The 23,481-nt window shown below is 38.8% G+C and carries 12 protein-coding genes; all 12 read right to left on the reverse strand.

Translation table 11 applies throughout. From position 1 onward, the window contains the following. Positions 1-8: 8 nt before the first annotated feature. The gene (locus J2X69_RS19730; protein WP_310107227.1) at positions 9-1,184 is read right to left on the reverse strand and encodes a glycosyltransferase family 1 protein; all 1,176 of its coding nucleotides are present in this window, start codon (positions 1,182-1,184) and stop codon (positions 9-11) included. 6 nt (positions 1,185-1,190) lie between these two features. After that, positions 1,191-2,240, reverse strand: a complete 1,050-nt coding sequence (locus J2X69_RS19735; RefSeq protein ID WP_310107229.1) for a glycosyltransferase — start codon at positions 2,238-2,240, stop codon at positions 1,191-1,193. Next, positions 2,227-3,378, reverse strand: coding sequence for a glycosyltransferase (locus tag J2X69_RS19740; protein ID WP_310107231.1), 1,152 nt, complete (start codon positions 3,376-3,378; stop codon positions 2,227-2,229). The genes J2X69_RS19735 and J2X69_RS19740 overlap by 14 nt, the downstream gene beginning before the upstream one ends. Before the next feature lie 12 nt (positions 3,379-3,390). After that, positions 3,391-4,719 (reverse strand): group 1 glycosyl transferase, encoded by a 1,329-nt coding sequence (locus J2X69_RS19745; protein WP_310107233.1) that lies wholly within the window; start codon positions 4,717-4,719, stop codon positions 3,391-3,393. Continuing rightward, entirely contained in the window at positions 4,712-6,061 is a 1,350-nt protein-coding gene (locus tag J2X69_RS19750; RefSeq protein WP_310107235.1) for a hypothetical protein, read from the reverse strand. The genes J2X69_RS19745 and J2X69_RS19750 overlap by 8 nt, the downstream gene beginning before the upstream one ends. 1 nt (position 6,062) lies before the next feature. Beyond that, positions 6,063-7,274 (reverse strand): glycosyltransferase, encoded by a 1,212-nt coding sequence (locus J2X69_RS19755; protein ID WP_310107237.1) that lies wholly within the window; start codon positions 7,272-7,274, stop codon positions 6,063-6,065. Between the two features lie 21 nt (positions 7,275-7,295). Further along, on the reverse strand, positions 7,296-8,183 hold the full coding sequence (locus J2X69_RS19760; protein WP_310107239.1) for an alpha-1,2-fucosyltransferase: 888 nt from the start codon (positions 8,181-8,183) through the stop codon (positions 7,296-7,298). A gap of 10 nt (positions 8,184-8,193) precedes the next feature. Further along, positions 8,194-9,543, reverse strand: a complete 1,350-nt coding sequence (locus J2X69_RS19765; protein WP_310107241.1) for an oligosaccharide flippase family protein — start codon at positions 9,541-9,543, stop codon at positions 8,194-8,196. Positions 9,544-9,584: 41 nt separating this feature from the next. Further along, entirely contained in the window at positions 9,585-11,903 is a 2,319-nt protein-coding gene (locus J2X69_RS19770; RefSeq protein ID WP_310107243.1) for an AAA family ATPase, read from the reverse strand. 46 nt (positions 11,904-11,949) lie between these two features. Beyond that, complete coding sequence (locus J2X69_RS19775) at positions 11,950-12,759, reverse strand: polysaccharide biosynthesis/export family protein (RefSeq protein WP_310107244.1); 810 nt, start codon at positions 12,757-12,759, stop codon at positions 11,950-11,952. 86 nt (positions 12,760-12,845) lie between these two features. After that, positions 12,846-16,967: an amino acid adenylation domain-containing protein gene (locus J2X69_RS19780; protein ID WP_310107245.1), complete on the reverse strand. Its 4,122-nt coding sequence runs from the start codon at positions 16,965-16,967 to the stop codon at positions 12,846-12,848. Between the two features lie 42 nt (positions 16,968-17,009). Next, positions 17,010-23,429, reverse strand: a complete 6,420-nt coding sequence (locus J2X69_RS19785) for a polyketide synthase (RefSeq protein WP_310107246.1) — start codon at positions 23,427-23,429, stop codon at positions 17,010-17,012. Positions 23,430-23,481 lie beyond the last annotated feature (52 nt).

The raw sequence follows: 23,481 nt of genomic DNA on the forward strand, positions 1-23,481 counted from the left end.
GGAAATAACTAATCAAGCAATTTGGAATATGCCTCCATAGTATGCTTACATGTGCTGCTCCATGTGTAATTAGCAGCATTTAACCTTCCCTTTTCTTTCAAAGACTCCATTAACTCTACATCTTTCAAATCAGCCATCAAGCCCATAAGCTCCCCGTCACTGGGATCTTTATCTAAAAAAATAGCACTATCTCCCAAAATCTCTTCAAATACGGGGATTTTAGAACATATTACCGGCCTGGAATATGCCTGAGACTCAATGACGGGCAGACCAAAACCTTCGTAATTAGACAATAATACAGTAGCCGTATAGCTATTATAAATATCGGCTAATGTGATCTCAGGATCATAAGATTCAAATGTGAAATAATCAGTCAAATTTCGTTGTGAAATTGCTTCTTTGATCTCATCGTAATATTCTTGATAGACAGGACTTCCCCGGAAATAAAAATGAAAACTATTTACAAATCCGAGCGCGACAATTCTCTCAGCCAGCTTAATAACGCTGAGATGCCCCTTGTGAGGATGAAAAGCTGCTACCACTCCAAATCGAATGATCTGATCAGACTTTCCCTCCTGATTCATTGGGGGTGAAAAACTAGATTGGGAATAACCCAGAAGAACCGATTCCACTTTAGAATGTGACTCAGGAAATCTAGATTTCACATCATTGCCGGTGGATTGGGAATTGGCAATGACTAGGTCACTGGTCTCGACAGATTTTGACAAAAGCCCATTTAATAACCTAAATTTCAATCTCTCTTTTGTACCCAGATATTTAACATACTCAGGCCTGCTAAGATAGAATTCAAACATAAAATCGTGAACAGTAACTGCATAGTTGCAAACTTTTCTGATCGGCATTTCACTCAATATACGATGCAATAAATCCATCTTCTGCTGCTTAAGAAAGCGGGGCAATCGTACATGGAGCCAGTACATTCTTGCAAATAAATTCTGATTATTGACGGCAAAATAATGCCTGTTCAGATTCTGCAATGGGAGGTTTTTATAGGTATCCGTATTTAACAATACAGTGACCTTGTATTCACTTCTTAAATCCTCACTATTTCCCAGCAACTCATCTATGCCCAATATCAGTTCTCTTCCATAGGTTGCGATTCCTCCGCCCGCACCACCTTTTCCGGGAACAATATTTGTCAAATCAATACATATGTTTTTCATAAAATATCAATTAGCGGCTTTGTTACGAATCCTATCCAAATCCTTAACTAAATCCTCTGTGATTTTTTTTGCATCGAAGACTTTCCCTGATACATAGGCATTTTGAGAAAAGCGGTCATAGTCCGAGAGGATAGTCTCAATTGCCGTCTTATAATCAGTATCCAAGTAATCCTTCTCTACCAGAATCCCATTCTCTCCACTTACCACAAAACTTGGAATATCTCCCACGCCGGTTGAAATTACGGGAACGGCAACTGACAGCGCTTCAGCAATTGCCATTGGAAACCCCTCAAATTCGGAAGCCATCAGCAAAATCTTTTTGGTGGAGATTTCTTCTACCAAAGCTTTATTATCAAGATTCCCAATTAACTGAACCTGTCCCTCCAGCCCTAATGAGGCTATTTTACTTTTCAAAAAATCAAATTGGGAGCCCCTGCCCGCTATTTTAAAGGTATTCAGCTCCCTTGTTTCAAATGGCAAAAGAGCATAAGCGTCTATTAATCTGCCTATACGCTTACCACTTTCCAATCTACCTGCGAAAATAAATCCACTTTTGGAAGAAGCATCCCTGACAGCAATATCATGAGAGATGGGATTAAGTATCTTCTTACGACCATCCATTTCATTTCCGACCGTGTAGGATATAAGGCTATTTCTGGAAATCGTTCTAGACATATAATCAAAAAGTGATGCGAAGTATTTTCCGTACCAAAATCTGGAAATAGAAACCGGATTATCATTCCCGTGAAACACATGTACAAAAGGCAATCCCAAGACTGATGCTACAAAGGAACCTTCATGGCTATGGGAAATAATAAATTCATACTTCCTCAATGTAAAATACTTAGAGAACAGATAAACTAAGTACAACAATCGATGGGGAATGATTGTCACATGCTCAAACTTCTCAGAAAGCGAAAAATAACGCAATTGATAATGATCGTTTAAATGAACATCAAGATTCTTAACAAAAGGACCTATTCCCCCATATGAAGTCTGAAGAGAGTTGGTCAAAAGTATGGCAACTTTGGGCATGGTATTTTTAGATACTTCCATTTAAAACGTCAACTAATTTCTGACTTTCGATTTTATTATTAAAGCGATTCATCGCTACTAATCTACCCTGAGCACCAATTCGATCAATTTGCTCCGGATTCGCTATCAAGTATTTAATAGCCGATACCAAAGAAGATAAATTTTCAGGCTGTACTAAAATCGCATTTTGCTTGTCTATAAGGTATTTCGGAATATCTCCCACATTACTGACAATTACAGCACGGCCGGTTGCAAGGTATTCGGCAAGTTTGGAAGGGAATCCTGTATTGGCAGCACCTGAATTATCCCGTATTACACAAAACACTTCACATGAATTTAACAAATCCTGATACTCACCGGATGGGATGAAGCCTTTGTATACAATCCTGTCTGAAAATTTAGAGGCCTTTACCAACGACATAAATTCATTGAAATCAGCGACATTTTCACCTTTACCGGTCAGGATCAACTTAAGTGTCTCATGCTCTTCACATACTTTCTCAAAAGCCTCCAGTAAAAGATCCAAACCGTCTTTTTTGCCAAAAGACCCTCCGTAAAACAAGGTTGTCACTTCTTTTTTGGTGAATTCCGTATTGGTGAATTTGGAAATATCCATTGTAACCGGTATAAACAGGACTTTGTCTTTATTGGTATACGACAATAACAATCTTTCCAAATGGGATGATATAACAATATTCAAATCGATCAACGATTGAAAGTTTTTTAAAATATAAGCACCGCTCTTAATTCTGAATTTATTAATTACTCCGCCAAAACTAGCTGCATGGGAATTGTCCTCTACTATATCCAAGACTATTTTATATCCTAGAAATCTGGCATACAATAAAGGAAAAATGGTCTTAATATCCGGAGTTTCATATAAATAAAAAATATTCCTATCGGTAGGAGAAAACCTACCGCGAATGAATAAAATCGATCTATAAAGATAGGAAATCACCGAGAACGGGTTCTTTAAATTTAGATCTATCTTTAGCTCATCAGTTCTACCTATATCATCTATCCCATCCGCCTGAAGAGCAAAATAAATATTACTTAGATAAGCAGATTTACTTTCCACCAAAGGGTATAGTAAATTCCTAACCCGCACTGATCCGGCCATTCCCTCCCGTAAGGGAATCCCAAAAACTAATATATTCATAATGTGGGTAACTTAAAAACTGACATAATCGCACTGCTCTTCCTCTTCTAACAGCTTCTGAAACTCCTGGGTAAATTCCTTAATTACAACTTTGCGGGAGTGTCTGGCTTTAGCAAGTTTTAGTGCATTTTGAGAGATCTCCCACTTAGCCTCAGTGTTAGAAACGATTTCTTTCAGTCTCTTGTAAAGAAAATCCGGGTCATCATCACTTATGGTAAATGCCCAATTGTATTCTTTACCATACTGGAAGATAGCTGTCTCTTCAGGTGCCAAGATGATGATAGGAGTTCCTGTAATCATGTATTCAGGAGCCTTTGTAGGCATAGAATACTTTAGAAATTTTAGAGCTTTGTCCGAAAAATCGCACGGAAGTAACAAAAAGTCCATACTTTGAAATAACTGGGGCAGCTTATCATATGGGATAAGCTTCCTGTGTATTGTATGTTGGAAATCTTGAGTCCATGCCAATTCTTCGGCAGTTTGGATGTAAAATTTGATTTTGATATCGCTGGTTTCATTGAAACGCTCAACTGCAGATGCAAAGGCCTTCAAAGAAGTAGCTATTCCAAAGCCCGTCCTGCCGGCATATAAAATAGAGCATTCTTTTTCAGCGTATTTCTCAACATTCGCTTTAGGTTCCCAAATATCCAAATCTACCGGATTATGAAATGTTTTAAATTTAGATCCATAGCGTCTCTGATATTCTGATCCCATCAGATCACTGATGCTTAGACACAAATCTGCTCTTTGTACCAATTGCTTGAACTCTCCATTAATCTTTCTATTCCAATACCTACTACCCAGCCCATTACTTCCGACAGTACTTACCCAATCATCCATCTGATGTATAATTACTGGCACTTTTATCTTCTCGGACAATTTGATAGCAAAAAGAAGTGATTCTCTGGTAGATGCCTGTATGTAGAGAATATCAGGAGAAAACTCATCCACCCACTTCAGCAGATTAGCACTGACTTCCATCTTAGAAATAACATGCATCAATCCAGACCAATCCAACATGGGATATAGTACGTTCTGAATTATCAGTTCCCTCCAACCTGGCTTGTAAGAGAAAGACTCATTGGTTGTGGTATATACTATTGGCAGTTTTCCCGAAGGAGAAGGACGCTGAAAATAATTGAAAGGGAACTTGTAATGAAATTCATCTGAGCCAATAAAGTAGTAATTATCACACACATTGGGGGAAATATTCCCATTTGCATGACTTGTACATATAACAGCTAGATCATCCTTATCCCAATCCCCAAACAGGTTGGTTAAAGTCACTCCACCACCCGTGTTGGCATTAAATGATTGACCGAATATTAATACTTTAGGCATTTTTTTCACTATTAGGAATGGACTGATAGGTAAATTCACTGGTAAAATACTTGATAACAAAAGAATTAGGCAACATTCTTATTGGTTTGACATAACATATCGCAGCACTTACCCAAACTGAAACATGATAAATATTAATACTATACACATTAGCTGGGTAAAGGAATATCAACCAGCACAATATCCATACCCCAAACATCTTAACTAGATTGTTCTTCGAATAAAACAATCCAAGGACAACTGCCGGAATCATGATCAGAAAGAGAAAAAATATATTTACGATTCCACCGACCATAATTAGCTGCAAGTAATCAGTCTCTATCACTTTACGTATGTTGTCCTTAAAGATAGCGGCGTCAATACCTGCGCACCGGTAACCTCCATTGTAACCCTTTCCAAACAACCAGTCATCTGTTGACATATCATTATAAAAACAGTCTTCTACATAGCTCCTTGTATCTTCCAATCCACGTTCAGATATATTCTTGAAAAATGAAATATTATCAAAATCCAAATCCATTGTATAAAACACAAGTAAAAACACTCCTACAAGTGAATAAACAACGTAAAAAATGATATGAAATTTACTCTTAGAAGTTACAAAATAATTAAAACCACTAAAGAAAGAAATCAAAGCAGTCATAAACAACATGCCTCTTCGAGCTCTTAAAATCGCAATTAAAAACATTAACGCCAGTACCGTGAGCACAAGTACACGAACTCTATTGCTCAATAGGTTGAAATTAAATGCAAGTATCCCTATTGGTAAGGCAAAATACTTAAAATACATTTCTGAAGTACCCAAACTTACCAGACTTTCTAAATCAGGATTAAACAATACAGTATAGTTGAAAGCTACAAGCACCAAATATAGTAGAGCCAAGATGATCGCAGAATCAAACAATCTCTTAACTAAATATAAGTTAAAATCAATAAACAACAGAATTGGAATTAAGAAAATCATTCCTCCATAATTTAAATCAAACAACAACTGTTTGAAATAAAAATAATTTAAATCAGAATAATCGCCGCGTATCAATATTATAACTTGCCAAATAAAGTATATAAGTCCAAAAACCCTAGGATAGGACATTTTAACATTAACTTTAACCAACCCTGTCAAAGAATAAACTAGTACCAAATAGCTTAAAAGTTCAATCCCCTGATAAGCAAACGTAAAAGAAAAAGTGGTAAGAGCCATGACATAACCAAAACTCAACCCAATCATAGCTAAGAAGAATAAGCTTATATAATAAGCAAAAGACTTAGTGGGAAAAACGAAAACACCGGATTTTTGAATACTAATCTGTGTAGACTCCGGTTTACTGCTTAACAATTCCATCTTAATTCAATAGATTAAGGTGAGCACTGAGCACGCTTTTAGGAAGATACTCTTCTTTCAAACTTACGTCAAGCTGATGATCCAGGCAAAATCTGATACCGTCAGCCAAATCTAGAGAATTATAAGCCTCGGCTATGTAGCCATTTTTTTTATGGTCAATCATTTCAGGTATTCCACACAAATTGAATCCTACAACAGGAACTCCACAGTGCATACTTTCTACAATAGTAGTAGGTTGATTATCCAAAATACTGGGGATTACAAACACATCAGCACATTTATACGCAAGAGCTATCTTGTCTTCATCTTCCAAATAACCTAAATAGTGAATTTTAAAATTTATCGAAGCCTCAAACTCTTTAAGGTCGCCATTTCCAAAAATAGCTACTTCAACTTCATCATTTGAATAATACTTGTGCAAATGAACAAAGGCTTCTTTAAGAAACCTCCAGCCTTTATAAATACTGGAGATATTCACCGCCCCAAAACAGATCACTTTTTTGGAACTATCGATAGACAAAAGTTTGCGAGCTTCAGTCTGATTGCCACTCTTAAAATGAGGAGAACTAAAGAAATTAGGCACAAAATGTATGGACTGATTCTTTAATAGCGAAGATTTGTAACCCAAATCCCTTAACCATAAACTAGGCGTAATGAACTGTAAGTCTTTTCCATAGTTAGCGATCAATTCCCCCTTGACACGATGCTGAGAAGAAGCTATTTTTGAATTATTGGGGAAAATCGGACATTTTTCACAACTATCTTCATAAGAAACACAATCAACTGCATAGTGGCAGCCGCCTGTAAGAAACCACATATCGTGCATAACTATAAAAATTCTTTTCTTTAGCTGAAATAATTTAGAAAATGAATTAAAATCAAAAAATCCCATTTGAACCCAGTGAATATAAATTGCATCTGCCTCTTGAACCATTTTTAGTTTCGAAACATCAGTGCCAGTCAGGGGATAGGAATACAAACCATATTTACTATGGTCATATTTATATATTTTTCCAGATAGCTTATTATTCACCCATGATTTAAATCTTGCCCAGGCATTTAGATAAAACACACCGTCAACTTCCTCACCAGCTCCATACAATGAGATTATTTGAGACTCCACAGACTCGGAATGGCTGAATCCATTTTGAAGTCTTAAAGCAGATGAGCCTGCGGATTTACCGGAAAACTGAATTTGAACTATCTTAAGCATTTGGGAGTAGAGAACATGACATCAAACATTTTTCACAATACAATTGGCAGGATAAATTTCAGTTCCAGTTAATCCTTTGATCCAAGGGCTAGGCATATATACTACTTTTTCCGTGTTACCGGAAAGCCATGCAGCCCACCAACTAAATGTACTGTTAGGGATGATGAATTTCGAACACAAACTCATCAGATACATATCTATATAACTTGATAGCCCTGAATTATGATCGATATATTTGAAATTAGGAGCTTTAAAATTAGCCATTACCCACGGCATATCATCAGAAAAGAAATAGAACGTAAGGTCCTTAAACTTAGATGACAGTTCCTCGATAGCTGTTTGGTAGTAAGCGCTCCCATCAATAACAAGATGGGTATTACGCCATTCCTGACTGGTATAATCACCACGGCGGATATGGACCGCTACTGAATTATTTTCCCTTATCTCACTGCTCAGCTTCACATTTCTAGTATCGGTCGGTACTCTAAATTTAAATACGTCCTTCAACAAATATTCTTCCTTAGGCAAATACTTTACAGATTGCCAAGTACCTATAAATCTAGAATTGGAAGCTTTCAAAACATCCGCATCATAACAAAATTCCTTTTTTTCTTTAAATGAATTCTCAAATAATCTAGAATATGAAGAAAATAAAATTGCCAGTACTTTCTTAACTACAGAATAACTCCACAGAGAAGATCCTGACACCAATAGCTTTAACTTTATTCTATCCGAAAAACTTAAATTAATATCAAACGCATGGGTAAGTTCAAAACCATTGTGGTGATTATATAAAAAGAAGTCTCTCATGCTAATCCTAGCAGGAATTCCCTTTGAAATCAACATATTAACAAATGCATATTGAAACATTTGATTTCCTAACCCGCCATATATATTCACCTTGTTCATTATATTCAAATTACTTAAACCAAATACTATCAGTCTTACGAACAACTAATATTTTATACAACTGAATAGGAGCAAATAAATACCCATAAACATTAGAAATAATAGACGCCAAAATAATTGACCACACCCCCCAGTCAAAAACCAATATAAACACCAATGACAACGCAATAAATCCAACAGAAGTGACTACAGATACATAGAACTGAACACGCAAAGCACCAATACCATTGATCACATTGACAAAAATACTAGCAAACATTCCTAAGACAAAAAAGACAAAGCACAGCAATGAAATTCTAAAATCTATTTCTACTACGCCTTTTCCTAACCACAAATCATAAAATTGATTAGAAAAAAGCAACATAAGAAGTCCCAGCAACACAAATGGAACCAGAATCAATAAATATTTTTTCACTGCCCTTATAATCCAATCATAGTCACCGGAGAAGTAAGCATCAGTGCTACTGCTCCAAAGAGGAGAAAGAAGAATCATATAAATCCCTTGGAGCATTAAAAAATACTTGAACGCAATATTATACGCAGTCACATCATCAGGGGTAAAATAGCGAGCTATTATAAACAAGGAAGAGCTATACTGAATCATAGCCGCTAATTGAAGCACAAAGAATTTTAATCCCAGCCCCATTAGTTGGTTTCTATATTCCTTATGTACCAATTTAATACTTGGAGCAACATTTTTATAGGAAGTAGAAAACAAGTAAACATTCGCTATTATTAACACAACAACAGGCAAAACACCTATTCCTAAACCAAGCAATATTAATGACCCTTCAGTAAATAAAGTCAAAAGCCAAATAATCACTAAGGATGTAAACTGGCCAATTACGTCAATAAGCGAAGCTACTGCCGGTTTCTGATCTGCTATTAAAATAGTCTTTACTACTTGAAAAATAAACTGAAGACAAAAATATGTAATAATTATAGATGTCAACATCCTTATCTCCGAATCCATCACAATCGGAACATTGATAATAGAACTCCAATCAACAAAGCTATTGACTACTACCAAAATAGCCCACACAATTACGAAAAGAATCGAAATATAGAAATAAGTGGTACTAACAAATATCCTGGCAAGATTAACATCATGTTTGGCTTTTGCCTCAGCAAATTTATTTCTAAGACCTTGCGTCAAACCGACATCAAATAAAGACACCCATCCAACCATAGAAGTAAGCGTAAGCCAAATTCCGTACTGGGTGGGATTGATATAATTGATGGTAAGAGGAACAATAATAAAAGATATAGCCATGCTAAATACTTTTACCAAAAAACTCCCTGCCACATTCTTTTTAGCAGCTAGGGTTCTTGCGTTCCCCTTGCTGAAAAATTTACTCAAATAATAACTAGCTTGCATATTCGCGATGATACTATGTTGATTTAATTATAGCTATAGTGACCATAAGCGTAAGCGACGCTATTTTTTGATCCATTTAGCACAATCATCGGATTATTCAAGCGATTATTCTTAATTATATCACTAAAGAAGTCCAAATTTTTCTTGCTGGTGTAATCATACCTTACCATAAATATGGAATAATCTGCCAAATTGGTTAATTCAAATGCATCAGAGACTTGCCCAATTGGAGCAGTATCAATAATTATGTAATCAAAATTCTCTCTCAGCCTTTCTATGAGTAATGAATTTTTATTTGAATACATAATCTCTGAAGGATCCTCGGCAATATTACCCACAGGAAAGACAGTAATACCATTAACCTCGCTTCCTGCTTCTATAAGATTTTCCAGCGTAAAATCACTTTCAGAAAGATAATTGGATATCCCTTTTTCCGACTTAAGATTCAATTCGGTTTTAAGGCCCCTTTTCCTCAGATCATATTCCAACACAGCTACCTTCTTCCCTACCATGGACAAGGACTTGGCAAAATTCACAGCAAAGAAAGTTTTTCCTTCACCGGAAATTGAAGAGGTGACCAGAATTACACTAGACTTGTCTTTTGCGATTTTGTAATTAAAATTGGAACGAATCAACCTAAACTGTTCTGAAACAGGCGTTCGGTCCTTATAATTGATCACAAATACCTCATCCTTTTTAAGATATGAGACCTCGCCCAAGACATCGATTTGGGAAATGGTCTCCAAATCAGCTCTCTCTATCACTTTATTACTCAAAAGGGAACCACCATATACATAAACAAAGGGAACAGTGAAGGCAAAAAACAAACCCGCCAAATACAATACAGGAGGGTACGGTTTTGACGGCACATACCCGAAAGATGCATTATCGATAACCTTAGCTTGATTGGAAGGCACAGATTCGATAAACAAAGCTGTCTCCTCTCTTTTCTTGATCAAATAAAGATAATGTTCCTTTTTGATGCCCAAATCCCTACTGATCTCCTCATACTGTCGCTCCAATTTTGGAGCAGAATAGGATTTACTTTGAAATTGAGAATTCTCGTTCTCCAAATTTTGAAGTGTGATTTCAAGTTGTCTTTTCTTGATATCTATGTGGCCTACAACCTTCCTCCTAGCAGAATTGAGAATAGAAACCTGCTTGATCATTAAGGGATTATCAGGCATTAGCGACTTTTCATACTCAGTGATTTTTGCTTTGGCATCTTGATATTCTGCCATGGAAGCTGATAAATACGGGTCAGAATTGATCAAAGAACTCAAGCCTGTAATATCTCCCTCGATATCACTGGAAACCACCGATTGTACACTGTTGTAGATGTCAATTTGATTTTTCAAATCAGATATTTCACGATTATTACGTATGTAATTTTCCTGATATACCTTTGAATCTGTCTCAACATTCACCACATTCTTGGCGCTCTTGAAACTTTCAATATTTTGTTCCATTACACTGAGATCAGACAGTACCGAATTAATTTGCTTGGTAATGAAAGCATATGATTTCCTCGCCACTTCTTTCTTATCTTCAGAAAGCTGCAAATTATACTGATCCACTAGTTCATTAAGCACCAACACTCCTCTTTGAGGAACTGTCTCAAAAAGAGAGAGATACAAAACACTTGAAAACTTATCTTTCGCCTCCACTTTCAACTGGCTTACAAATGTTCCTGCAAGCTCTTCAGAGCTTTTAAAATGAACTAAAATAGGATTCTCCAGCGGACCAAGTTTTATATTTTCATTATATGCCAGTTTAAATTTGGCATACTTGGTACTTACCGATTTATTTACATCAATTTCAATAACTTCATCATCAATCTCAGCAATAAAAGACGATTTCTTAAATTCAGTGATTCGCATCACCTTTGGCTCAGAAGATTTAATAGCTATTACTTCTTCCATATCAATTGCAAACGGGAGATCTTTGTAGAAAACAGCTTCCTTCTTTTTAAACTTGTTCTCAATAAAATAATCATTGTACAGATTCAAGCTACTAACGACCTCATTCATCAGCAACCCTGATTGTATCACATCCATCTCGTTATCCACGGTATTGGATGATTTAAACTCATCCAAACCTTCGAAAACAGGATTCTCCAAAAAATTTGCTCCTTTGGTAACATCCCTCAGCATGATGCTATTCGTCACAGAATAATATGGGATGGCATAATACACGTAAACCCACACGGCAGTAATAGCCAGTACAAAGGACACTAAGAACAATGGCCAGAATTTGAAAATCTGAAGCAACTTATCTTTTATGTCCATACTTTTTGAAGTAAAACCCGGGTTCTCTTCGATAAGTATATTTGAAAGTTTCATAATTTAATAGAGAATATTGTATGTCAGCAGATAACCTTAGAGCTACTTACTTGAAAATATCATTGAAATTAAATATTAGAGCCACCACTAGAGAAGACACTATTGTCAAGCCGGCTATTGTATTTGGGTTTACGTTGGCCTGATTAAGTTTCCTCTTATCAGCTTCAACATAAATCACATCATTCTGTTTGAGGTAATAATATGGTGAGCTCAGAATATCCTTTTTGCCGATATCAAAACGGTGAATTAATTTCCCCTCAGAAGTCTCTCTTATCAACAAAACATTTTCCCTAAGTGCGTAAGCCGTCATATCACCTGCCAAACCCAGTGCTTCCAAGACAGTAATTCGCTCTGTAGGAACCACAAATGAAGAAGGGCGGTTAACTTCACCGATCACGGTAACCTTAAAATTCAGAAATCTGATTTCAATTTTCGGATCCTTTACCAAGGACGCAAGCTCATTTCTCAAGAACTGCTTCGCCTCTTCTTGGGTCAATCCGGCGAGTTTGATATTTCCCAACGTAGGAAAATCAATATTCCCCTTTGAGTCCACCAAATATCCCTCGATTATGGGGTCATGAATAATTTGATTATCAGACCCATTGTCAGAAGAAACAATACCATAATTAAACAGCAAGTTTGATTCAGGATTTAGCGTACTTATCTTTATATCCAGCAGATCTCCTACCACAATCTTCGGCTGCTCATAGATACCCTCTTTAAGTTGATAATCTTGCTCTTGACTTATATCTTTAAAATAAGTCAAATTTCTTTTTGCACAGGAGCTAACCATAAGTATAGTCACCAGTATAAATGGAACAATAATCGCTCTTTTATTTATTTTATATTTTAACATTTCAAATTCAATTAATTAAATCAAAACCCTTTAACCTCAAACTCAACAGCGATGATGCAGCACCCTGCTATCTTATTCACTTCTAATTATTGTATAGTATATAAATTAAGTCTCTGCTGCAAAACTCTTGAAAACTCAATTCCGTGGGGAGGTTTAAGCATGTTGGCATGCTCTCCCGGCATTGTAATACTTACCACATTAGTTGTATATTTTTCCCAACCCAATGTTTTAAAATCCTCTACAAAAAAGGTTTTCTTTTTGGCCAAAAACAACGTAAGCTCGATATCTATAGGCTCCATTACATATTCTCTCCATGCCTTATAATTGATCAGTTCAATTTCCCTGATTCTTTTTGAGAGGTCATTCTCATTACTGTTGATTCCTTTAAAGTTTCTCCACTTCTCTTTCAGATTATTCTTTCTATGTCTTAAATAGTAAGGCATATCGTCCAACAAAAACTGAAATTCAAATTGTAGTTTTTTAGTAAGTTTGACAGTCTTATTAGCTACAGTGGGCATTTCATCATGGAAAAACTGGCCGATTGTATCAATCATGCTGATGAACCCAAGTTTTCGATTGGCAGAAATCAATTGTTTGGCCATTTCAAAAACTATTATTCCTCCAATGGAATTTCCGATCAAATTAAAAGGGGATTTAATTCCTTTTTCATCCAGCTCCTTGATAAAGTGACTCGCCATTTCCGGAATTGATTCAAACGGTCTGGCATTTCCTGAAATAGCAGGTGATTGTAGACCCCAGATGGTCTGATCCTCATCCATATTTTTAATCAATGTATTGATTTCTATAGGATTGAGCCCGACCCCGTGAACAAAGCACAATACTTTATCAGGAGATCCATTTTTAATTAATACCAAAGAGTCTGTGCCTGTAGGAGTAGTCTCCTTCGCTATCAGCGCAGACAGGGATCTAACAGTCGGATATTGGAAGAGTGTAAGTAAGGATAAGGACAAGTGGAATTTCTTCTCCAGTATAGAGATCAGCTTCACTCCCATCAAGGAATGTCCACCGACAAGGAAAAAATCATCGTCCAAACTTAGTTTACTATTACCCAAAAGATCTTTCCAGATGGAATACACTGTTTTTTCAACAGGCGTTAAATCTTGAGCAAACTTTTCTACTCTAACTTGTTTTTCTACACCCTGGGTTTGACGTCCGGGAAGTTGCTTTCTGTCTATTTTCCCACTCGTGGTCAGCTTGAACTCTTCTACAAAGCGATATTCTGTGGGCACCATGTAGTCAGGAAGCCCTATTAAAAGCCTTTCCCTCAATTTGTCCGCATAAGCATCCAGATTTATAAAGTCTCTCAACTCCTTCTTAATCGATACAAACCCGATTAAAGTAACTATATCACTACTCTTATCTGTATCCACCACCGCATTTGAAACCTCATCAAAACCTAAAATCCGTTGTTCGATTTCTCCCAGCTCAATCCTGTGTCCACGTATTTTCACCTGATGATCGATTCTCCCTTCGCATTGTATCTCTCCCGTATCAAGCCAGAATCCCAAATCCCCCGTTTTGTATAGATTCTTTGGACTTTGGTCGAATGAATTGCTGACAAATTTCTCCGCGGTCAATTCTTTGAGTCCCAAGTACCCCAGTCCCACGCCATCTCCTCCTATCCAAATCTCTCCGGAGACTCCGGGTTCAGTGATATTGCTGCCTGATTTATCTACCAAGTAGACTGTGGTCCCGGGAACAGCTTTCCCAATGGTGATCCGGCTATCTGAGCTACTTACTTTTTTGAAGGTAGAATATACAGTAGTCTCAGCCGGTCCATACAAGTTGAAGATCTCCTTTGAGAGAGGAGCTATATGATCCACCAGTGCCTTTTTCAGCGGCTCACCAATCGTCATAACTGTCAACGAAGGAATTTTGGTGTTCCATCCTGAATTCGCTATTAATTGCCAATGAGTAGGTGTGGCGATTGTTTTTGTAATCTTTTTCTCTTCAAATACTCTTAAAATTTCTTTTGGATCCCTGCGCTGATATTTATCCAGCATATGCACAGTAGCGCCAAATGAATATGGAATTAAGGTTTCCAGAGTGGCGGCATCAAAAGAAACAGAAGTAATGGCTGCCACTACATCCTCCGCACAGAATTTCAGATCGACAATAACTGTGTCAATAAAATAATCGAGATTTTTACGTGAAAGACACACTGCTTTCGGATTGCCGGTAGAACCTGATGTATAAATGATATACATAGGATTATTCACTGGTGTTTTAGTCGGATTGTCAGTTGTAGGAAAACCGGCTGACATCTCAATTACATCCGTATAGAGAAGTCTGATATCTGCCAATTCACCGTTATCAAAGGCTGGCTGGTCTGTGATGTAACACTTGGAATTACTGTTTTTCAACATATAAGACACCCGCTCAGCCGGCACCTCCACATCAATAGGCATGTAAGCCGCACCCGCCTTCAAGATCCCCATGATACTTACCACTGTAGCATTAGAGCGCTCCATGTATACACCTACAATATCTCCGGGCCGAACCCCTTTTTCTCTTAAAAGAGCTGCAAGTTGATTGGATTGAGTATTGAGGATTTTATAAGAAAGCGAATTTTCCCCCGTGACAATTGCAATTTTGTCGGGAAACGAGACCGCAGACTCCAAGAGTCCGGCTATTACAACCGGTATCGCCGGATCCGTTTCATTTTCGGATTCATTAGACGAGACCGATGATTCCTCACGTATGATAACGTCCGCTTCTTTCTCAATACTTCCGTTTTCCTGAACCGAAGAGTGCTCAGTCAGTTCAATATGTAGATTATCAAGAAGCCCCGAAAGATCTACCTCCTCAAATAACTCATCTACAATGCTTAGTTTTTGGGTAGGACATTCAACCAATCGTTGAATCAGATGATCATATATCCGGGCTATTTCATGAATCGATGACTTATCAAAAAGCGACTCATTATAGGTCCACTCAAAGACACTCTTATTTAGGCTTCCGAAGATATTGAGTATGATTTCAAAGTTCGAATAAGCTTTCGGGTTGGATATAAACCTATACTTCAGGGAATCAAATGAAATCCCCTGCTCCAATCCTATCTCAACGTTAAAAGTCAAAGGAAGAAGTGGTATGCGGGACGGGTCTCTTTTGATTTGCAAGCTTTGGATCAGTTCGCCAAAAGAAACAGTACCGTGATCCAAAACTTCCATGAAAGCTATCCTTCTTTTGGTTAAATATTCTTCAAAAGTCAGGTCAAAATCCACCTTGGCTCGGATCGGAAGCAGATGCACGCTATGTCCTATCATATTACTGCATCCCAAAAGTGGCTGTCCGGCCCGTGGCATTCCGATAACTACATCTCTACTTTCAGTCCATTTAGAAAGCACTATTTCAAAAATAGACAGTAACAAAACATTTAAACTTGCATGTTGGGACGCCGCATATTTTTTCGCCTTCTTCATAATCCCGGATGCAGCCTTATGCTCCACTCTTGCTGCTTTTAACATTCTGACCTTAGGCCGTTCGAAGTCAATAGGCAATTCAAGAAAAGGAAGGGGGTTAGACAAATTATTAACCCAGAAGTCGCGGGATCTCGCCATCTCGGCACTGTTGGTAAGACGAAGATTTTTCAGCACATAATCTGACAGCTTATTGGGCTCGGGCATAGCCACTGCATCGGACTTACACAGTTGGCCATAGACCGAGCTAAGCTCCTCAGCCAACAACCCCATAGACCAGCCATCAAAAATCAAATGGTGTCCTGTGAACGTAACCATATGCTCAAGCTCATTTATCTTGATCAAGTCAAGTACATAAAGGGGGCCTTTTACTAAATCAAACTCATAAAATCCAGTTTGTATACTATGTTCTTTTAAAAATTCTTCTTGCTCTTCTTCAGACAAGGTGGAAATATCTTTTGTCCTGATAGATGTATTCAATGACTGAAAGACAATAATCTGTCTGCCATCCGGAGTAAACACCGCGCGCATTCCTTCATGTCTGGAAACAATAACCTGAAAGGCTTCTTTAAGGATATCCACCATCAAATCGCCATACATTCTAAATGAATTAGATTCATTGTAGGCCATGCTGGCTTCTTTTCCTCCTAAATAACATTGCAACCAGATTTCCATCTGTGAAGGAGTGCTTGGAAACACCTTGGAAATCACAGCTTCATCCCGCATTACTTCTGAACCCACATTTAAATTGTCTTGTATCCTTTTCATAAAAAAAATGCTTATTTAAAACACATATCTATATCCCCTTGATTATTCAGCAACAACCCAAACAGGAAACCCTTTTACGTCTAATGAAATCTTTGCCCCAACAAATGGCGGATTATCCAAACTCATCCAATCGTCAGATGCCGCAATCAAATCTCCCGATGCAATTTCATTTTCAACCAGCAGTCTCAACACTTCATCTACCATATTTAGAGTAAAACGAACATCCTGTTCTGAATGAGCATCTGTTACATAACAAGGGAAATTTTCCCAAATGTGAATTCCTCTCTCCCTCAACATGGTAAAAAGCAACTCAGAATATGGAAATTCTTCTTTAAGCTTAATTTTCCACAAAGAACTGAAATTCACCGCATAGTATTTCACATTATATTTCTCAAAAATGGAATTCAGTCCAGCCACCATCTTTTCTGAGAGGCCAGTCAGTCTTTTCTGAAAACAATCTCCCTTTTCTACCAAGAAATCCAAAACGGCATTTGTAGTCGCAAGTGTCAGTGGATGCCTAACAAAAGTCCCTGCAAAGTAAGTAACTCCAACTTCAGGCATGGAATCATCCCCATAGCTCCAATATCCTCCATCCAACGCATCCATCCATTTAGCCTTGCCTGCGATGACCCCAATCGAAAATCCTCCCCCCAGCACTTTTCCATAGGTAGTCAGGTCAGCCTTGACAGGGTACAAGCCTTGAAACCCACCAATATGGCTTCTAAAACCGGTAATAACTTCATCAAAAATAAGACAGATCCTGCGCTCCTCAGTTAACGTTCTTAGCTCTTGCAGAAATTCCAACGGGACAAACTCAGGTCTCCTACTTTGAACAGGTTCTACAAGTACAGCGGCTATCTCATCAGATCGCTCCGCTATAATATCTAAACTCTCACGAGTGCCGTATTCCAGCACAAGAGTTTCTTGGACATTTTCCTTCAAAATCCCCGCTGCTGCCGGATAACTGTTTCCTAATTTGGTTCTTCGTATGATCACCTCATCGTTTATCCCATGATAGCTATTTTCAAAGGTGACAATCAAATTTCTTTGTGAAATCGTCCTTGCAATTCTAATTGCACCCAATACAGCCTCTGAACCGGTATTGCATAATCCTACGCGATCGTTGTTGGTAAGTCGGCTGATTTTCTCGGAAACGATCCCCGCCAAAGCAGTCTGCGGACCAATCTCTATCCCTTTATTGATCTGCTCGATAATGGCCTTATTGATAAAATCGGCTTGATACCCAAACATATTACACCCAAAACCATTCAACCAATCCAAATAGGTATTTCCGTCCAAATCTGTCAATTGTGACCCTTTGGAATAATTGGTTACGATCGGGTAAGTAAGTTCTTTTGTGAAAGGTTTGAAACCGCTTACCACTCTTGGATCGGCAGTGTGTTTTCTGTTCTCCTGAACGTGTTCCTTGCTTTTTAGTGTCTTGGAATTATAAGTTTTGATAAATTCAAGGATAAAGCTCTCCGCCTTTTCGGAAATTTCCGCAGACTGTTTTTCTATCCTAGCCACTGCACCAAAAGGCTTCGCCAATTCCTCTCTTTCAGCTTTATCCAAAGAATTTTCAGAAGAAGGCTTGATCACCAATGATCCATTTGCCAATACGCCATGCTCCGGCTTTCCTGAAAGTATTTTCGGAGAAAGCACTCTTTTAGTATGTGCTAAATCCGAATTTGCAAGTAGGTACCCCAACAAGGCTGTTGGATTATTCAATTCGCCGTTTAACTGGCGGAAAGAAACTTCTACCTTAAATTCTTTTTTTACCGAATACGCAAATTGGGTAAGACCCAAGGAGTCCAAGCCGATTTCAAAATAGGTCAGAGCAAACACGTCAGCCGATACTTTCTCTCCACAAACATCCTCCAGCATCCGGGATAATTTCTTCCCAAAAATCTCCGTCAATCCAATATCTTCCACGCCTTCCTCCGTAGTCTTGTCTTCAATCTGTTCATTAATTGTACTATCAATTAAGTCTCCTTCTTTAGGAGTAGAAGGAATGTTGACATCTATCCAGCATCGCTTTTTATCAAACACATAAGTCGGCAAAATCATCTTAGCATGAAACTCCTCCGGATAGATATCATTCCATGGCAAGTTTAATCCCTTACTTACCAACGAGTGAAGTTGTTCCTGGAAATAGCTCCGTTCAGAAGCTTCAAAAGTTTTATTTAAACTGGTCGAAACCGCTGCCTCCTGGGCCTCAGAATGCTGTAACAATAACGTAGTCAAGCCATTTCCGGGACCGACCTCTACAAATGCAGCTTCAGGCAATTCATTCAGGAGATTTTTAACAGCTTTATTGAAAAGTACGGGAAGGCGCATATGCTGTGTCCAGTACTCCGTAGAAGTTGCTTCAGCATCTTTCATCCATTCACCTGTCGCAGTTGACATAATGGGGATTTTTGGATTGCTCAATTTCACACTTGCGAGCAGCTCTTGAAATTGATCTAGGACAGGATCCATCATTGCTGAATGAAACGCATGACTTGTCCGTAATACTTTAGCGGGAATACCCTTTTGCTCCAGATTTCCGGTAAGTAAGTCTATAAGCTCAGAAGGACCAGAAGCTACACAAAGATTGGGCGCATTATCAGCAGCCAATGTAACCCCTTCAGGCAGCATCTGAGTGATACTATCTGCCGAAGATCTGATGGATAGCATAGATCCGGGATTTAGTTGGCTGATAAGCTCGCCACGTTTTGACACCACTTTCACAGCATCCTCCAGACTCAACACACCGGCAATACATGCAGCTACAAATTCGCCTATGCTATGCCCCACCAATGCTGAAGGTTTGATGTTTTTACTTTCCCATAATTTGGCAAATGAATATGAAATTGCAAAAACTAAAGGCTGTGTGTAGCGCGTATCGGCTAATTTTCGCTCTTTAAGATCCGATACTTCAGTTGGGAAAAGCAAATCACGGATTGAAATACCTGCATACGCTGAAACAAGTTCACCGCATTGATCTAATGTAGATCTGAATACGGGTTCTCTTTCATACAACTCCCTACCCATTCCCACATACTGAGATCCCTGTCCGGGAAACATAAATACAGGAAAATCAAAGTTTCCTTTGCGTTTTACAATAGATGCATTCCCTTCTATCAGTTCACCCAAGCCCGAAAGCAGTTCCTGGCTATTTCTAAAAGTAACTGAAGCGCCCAGCTTATACTTAGCATTATTTTTATTGACATTGTATCCAAACTGGCCCAAATTGATCGCAGGAAACCGCAGAACATGTTCTTTAAGGCGAGCGGCATATCCCCTCAAACTATTTTCAGTTTTTGCAGACAAATAAATTGTCTGATCAATTTCAGAATTTTGACTGCTTAGTTCCGAAGTAGGAATAAACTCTTCCAAGATGATATGGCAATTAGTACCTCCAATTCCGAATGAACTTACGCCTGCTTTTCTAACTCCTGCGGAATCCCATGCAGTAGTTTGTTGCTGTATATAAAACGGTGATTTATCAAAATTAATAGCCGGATTGGGTGTCGAGTAACCTATAGATGCCGGAAGCGTTTTTTCTTGAAGTGCACATACGGTTTTGATTAATCCTACGATACCGGCAGCTGAATTAAGGTGTCCTACGTTTCCCTTCACAGATCCCAGTGCACAATATTGATTTGGGACTTCTGTTCCAAAAGCCAATTTTAACCCCTCAATCTCAATTGGGTCGCCTATAGGAGTCGCGGTGCCGTGAGCCTCCACATATCCTATTTCTGAAGGATCTACATCGCCATCTTCCAGAGCCATTCGAATCGCTCCTGCCTGTCCCTCCACGCTGGGTGCGGAGAAACTGCCTTTATCAGCTCCATCATTATTTATACCGACTCCTTTGATTATGGCTAAAATCGGGTCTCCATCTATAAGCGCCTGTTCGTAATCCTTTAGAAGCACTGCCCCTCCCCCATCACTGAACAATGTGCCTGAGGCTTCTGCGTCAAACGGTCTACAGTGACCATCCTTGCTCATGATAGATCCCTCTTCGTACAAATGCCCACTATGGACCGGATAAGCCACTGAGCTTGCTCCCGCAATAGCAGCTGTACACTCACCGGATCTAATACTTTTCACCGCATTGGCTACAGCCACCAAAGCAGTAGAGCAGGCAGTATTGATGCTGACAGCAGGTCCTTTTAAGTCCAATAAAAAGGCTGCCCGTGTGGCTAGATAATCCTTCTCATTCAGTGAATTGAGCTGGACAGCACCTAATGAGTCGGTTAACTCTTGATCGAAAACCAGGTTTCTGGAAAAATAATAATTGGTACTGCATCCCGCAAAAACACCTACATTAAAATCAGGTTTGTTTGCAATATATCCCACTGAGTCCAATACCTCGAAGGCTACTTCAAGGAAAAGTCTGTGCTGCGGATCCATCACAGAAGCAAGCTTTCGGTTGAATCCGAAAAACTCATAGTCAAAGTCTTTGATATCCTCAACTATACCTCTTGCCTTTACATAACTCTTGTTTTGTTTTGCTTTTAATTGCTCAGATGGATCCAATTCCTCCATGTCAAAAAAACGGATGGTCTCTTTTCCGTTTTTGACCATCTCCCAAAACTCGTTGGTATTTGCGGCTCCGGGAAATCTACTTGCCGTGGCAATGATTGCAACATCCCTATTATTTCCGCCATTGCCGGTTTTTCTAGAGACGTGCGCTTTCGCACCTTTCTCCTCACCAAGTAAATAAGACGCCTGCGCCTTAAGTTTAGGATATTGGTAGATCTTAGATACTCCAAATTCTTTCCCAAAGGCTTTATTGATTGCAATTGCCATTCTTTGAGCCAAAAAGGATGACCCACCCAATTCGAAGAAGTGATTGTCTCTCCCCACTTGGTCCAAATTGAGTATCTCTTCCCAAATTTTGGCCAGCTCAGTTTCGGTTTTACCTCTTGGCTTCGTATAGCTGTCTTTAAATGGATTAACTCTTAAAATCCTCTCGGACAGTGATTTTCGGTCAATCTTACCGTTGGATGTTTGAGGAAAGCTGTCTTTACGGACACAAGCAGTAGGAATCATGTAGGCCGGCAATCTCTCTTTCAGAAAAGCAATCATTTCCGCCTCCTGTACCCCATCTTCCGGGCTCACATAAAAAAGTGACAGGTATTTTTGCCCATCTTCGTATTCTCCCACAATTACAGCCACTTGAGCTACTCCCGGCAGTGCTGCCGCTACTGCTTCAATCTCGCCTGTTTCAATTCGGAAACCGCTGATTTTCACCTGATCATCAATTCTTCCCAAAAAGAATATTTCCTTCTCCCCAGTGTAATAACCCAGGTCACCTGTTTTATAGACCATCCTGGTAGTTCCGTCTTCCAATGTCAACGGGAAAAAGGATTTCTTTGTCAACTCGGATTTATTCAGGTAGCCATCTGCCAGGCAAACACCTGAGAAATACAATTCTCCCTCCACATTGGGCTCCGTAATCACATTCCGCCTACTATCCAAAATCAGACTTTCCACGCCACTGATAGCCTTGCCTATGGTAGGCAAATCATCCCAGCTGCCCGGATCAGCGGGCAGCTCCAACTGAGTGACGATACACGTGCACTCCGTAGGCCCATATTGATTAAAAAGTTTGGCAGTTTTCATTTTTGAAAACAGAGCTTTGACCGCTCTGGTAGATTTCAACTGCTCACCACAGGTCATCACTTCCTGCAAAAATTCAGGATATAAAGAAGAGCTCTCCGATTCATTGGCAATCCCCTGAAGTGCTACAAACGGAAGAAACAAACGCTGTATTTTTTGCTCATTAAGCACCTGAACAAGTGCGCTATAATCTCTAATCACCTCTACATCTACCAGCTGCAAAGTACCCCCAGAACACAGGGTACTGAATATCTCCTGAACGGAAATATCAAATGTCAACCGCGTAAACTGTAGAGTTTTCATTCCAGGCTTAGAGACAGAATTCTCCACCTGCCAGTTAATCAGATTGATGATGCCATCATGCGGTACGCACACTCCCTTTGGCTTGCCCGTGGAACCTGAAGTATATAAAATGTAGGCTAACTTGGTATAGCTTTTAGCTGATGCGAGGGGTCGTTCCGGAACACCATTAATGTCAACAGCTATTAGATCCAAGAAATCACTCTCATTGCTTTTCAGATAATACTTTACTCCACAATCCTCTACTATTTGATTAATTCTTGCTATTGGAAAGCTGGGATCGATAGGAACATAGGTCTTGCCCGCATTTAAAACAGCAAGCATATTGATGATCAATTGGAAACCTCTGGATGTAGTCAGCGCCACTACTTCCTCATCGGGGGCCACGGTCAAAATAAGACTGCTCAAAGCGCTTACCTTTTCTTCCAACTCTTTAAAAGTCAATTTATCCACACCGTTGTCCATAGCGATCTCCTGAGCATATTCAGCCCAAGAATGCCTAACCAATTCGATGATAGAACTATAAGAAGAGTTTGTGCTACTATTTTCCATTTATTGTGTCAACTAAAAATCTTATCAAAATTCCTGTGTTAAGTTTAATGAA

The sequence above is a fragment of the Algoriphagus sp. 4150 genome, assembly GCF_031457395.1.
Classification (GTDB): Bacteria; Bacteroidota; Bacteroidia; order Cytophagales; family Cyclobacteriaceae; genus Algoriphagus.

Bases quoted from the DNA above. Each gene is read 5' to 3' on its own strand.
- J2X69_RS19750 (WP_310107235.1), bottom strand. From the start codon at position 6,061: ATGGAATTGTTAAGCAGTAAACCGGAGTCTACACAGATTAGTATTCAA.
- J2X69_RS19775 (WP_310107244.1), bottom strand. From the start codon at position 12,759: ATGTTAAAATATAAAATAAATAAAAGAGCGATTATTGTTCCATTTATA.
- J2X69_RS19745 (WP_310107233.1), bottom strand. From the start codon at position 4,719: ATGCCTAAAGTATTAATATTCGGTCAATCATTTAATGCCAACACGGGT.
- J2X69_RS19735 (WP_310107229.1), bottom strand. From the start codon at position 2,240: ATGGAAGTATCTAAAAATACCATGCCCAAAGTTGCCATACTTTTGACC.
- J2X69_RS19760 (WP_310107239.1), bottom strand. From the start codon at position 8,183: ATGAACAAGGTGAATATATATGGCGGGTTAGGAAATCAAATGTTTCAA.
- J2X69_RS19755 (WP_310107237.1), bottom strand. From the start codon at position 7,274: ATGCTTAAGATAGTTCAAATTCAGTTTTCCGGTAAATCCGCAGGCTCA.
- J2X69_RS19730 (WP_310107227.1), bottom strand. From the start codon at position 1,184: ATGAAAAACATATGTATTGATTTGACAAATATTGTTCCCGGAAAAGGT.
- J2X69_RS19785 (WP_310107246.1), bottom strand. From the start codon at position 23,429: ATGGAAAATAGTAGCACAAACTCTTCTTATAGTTCTATCATCGAATTG.
- J2X69_RS19770 (WP_310107243.1), bottom strand. From the start codon at position 11,903: ATGAAACTTTCAAATATACTTATCGAAGAGAACCCGGGTTTTACTTCA.
- J2X69_RS19780 (WP_310107245.1), bottom strand. From the start codon at position 16,967: ATGAAAAGGATACAAGACAATTTAAATGTGGGTTCAGAAGTAATGCGG.
- J2X69_RS19740 (WP_310107231.1), bottom strand. From the start codon at position 3,378: ATGAATATATTAGTTTTTGGGATTCCCTTACGGGAGGGAATGGCCGGA.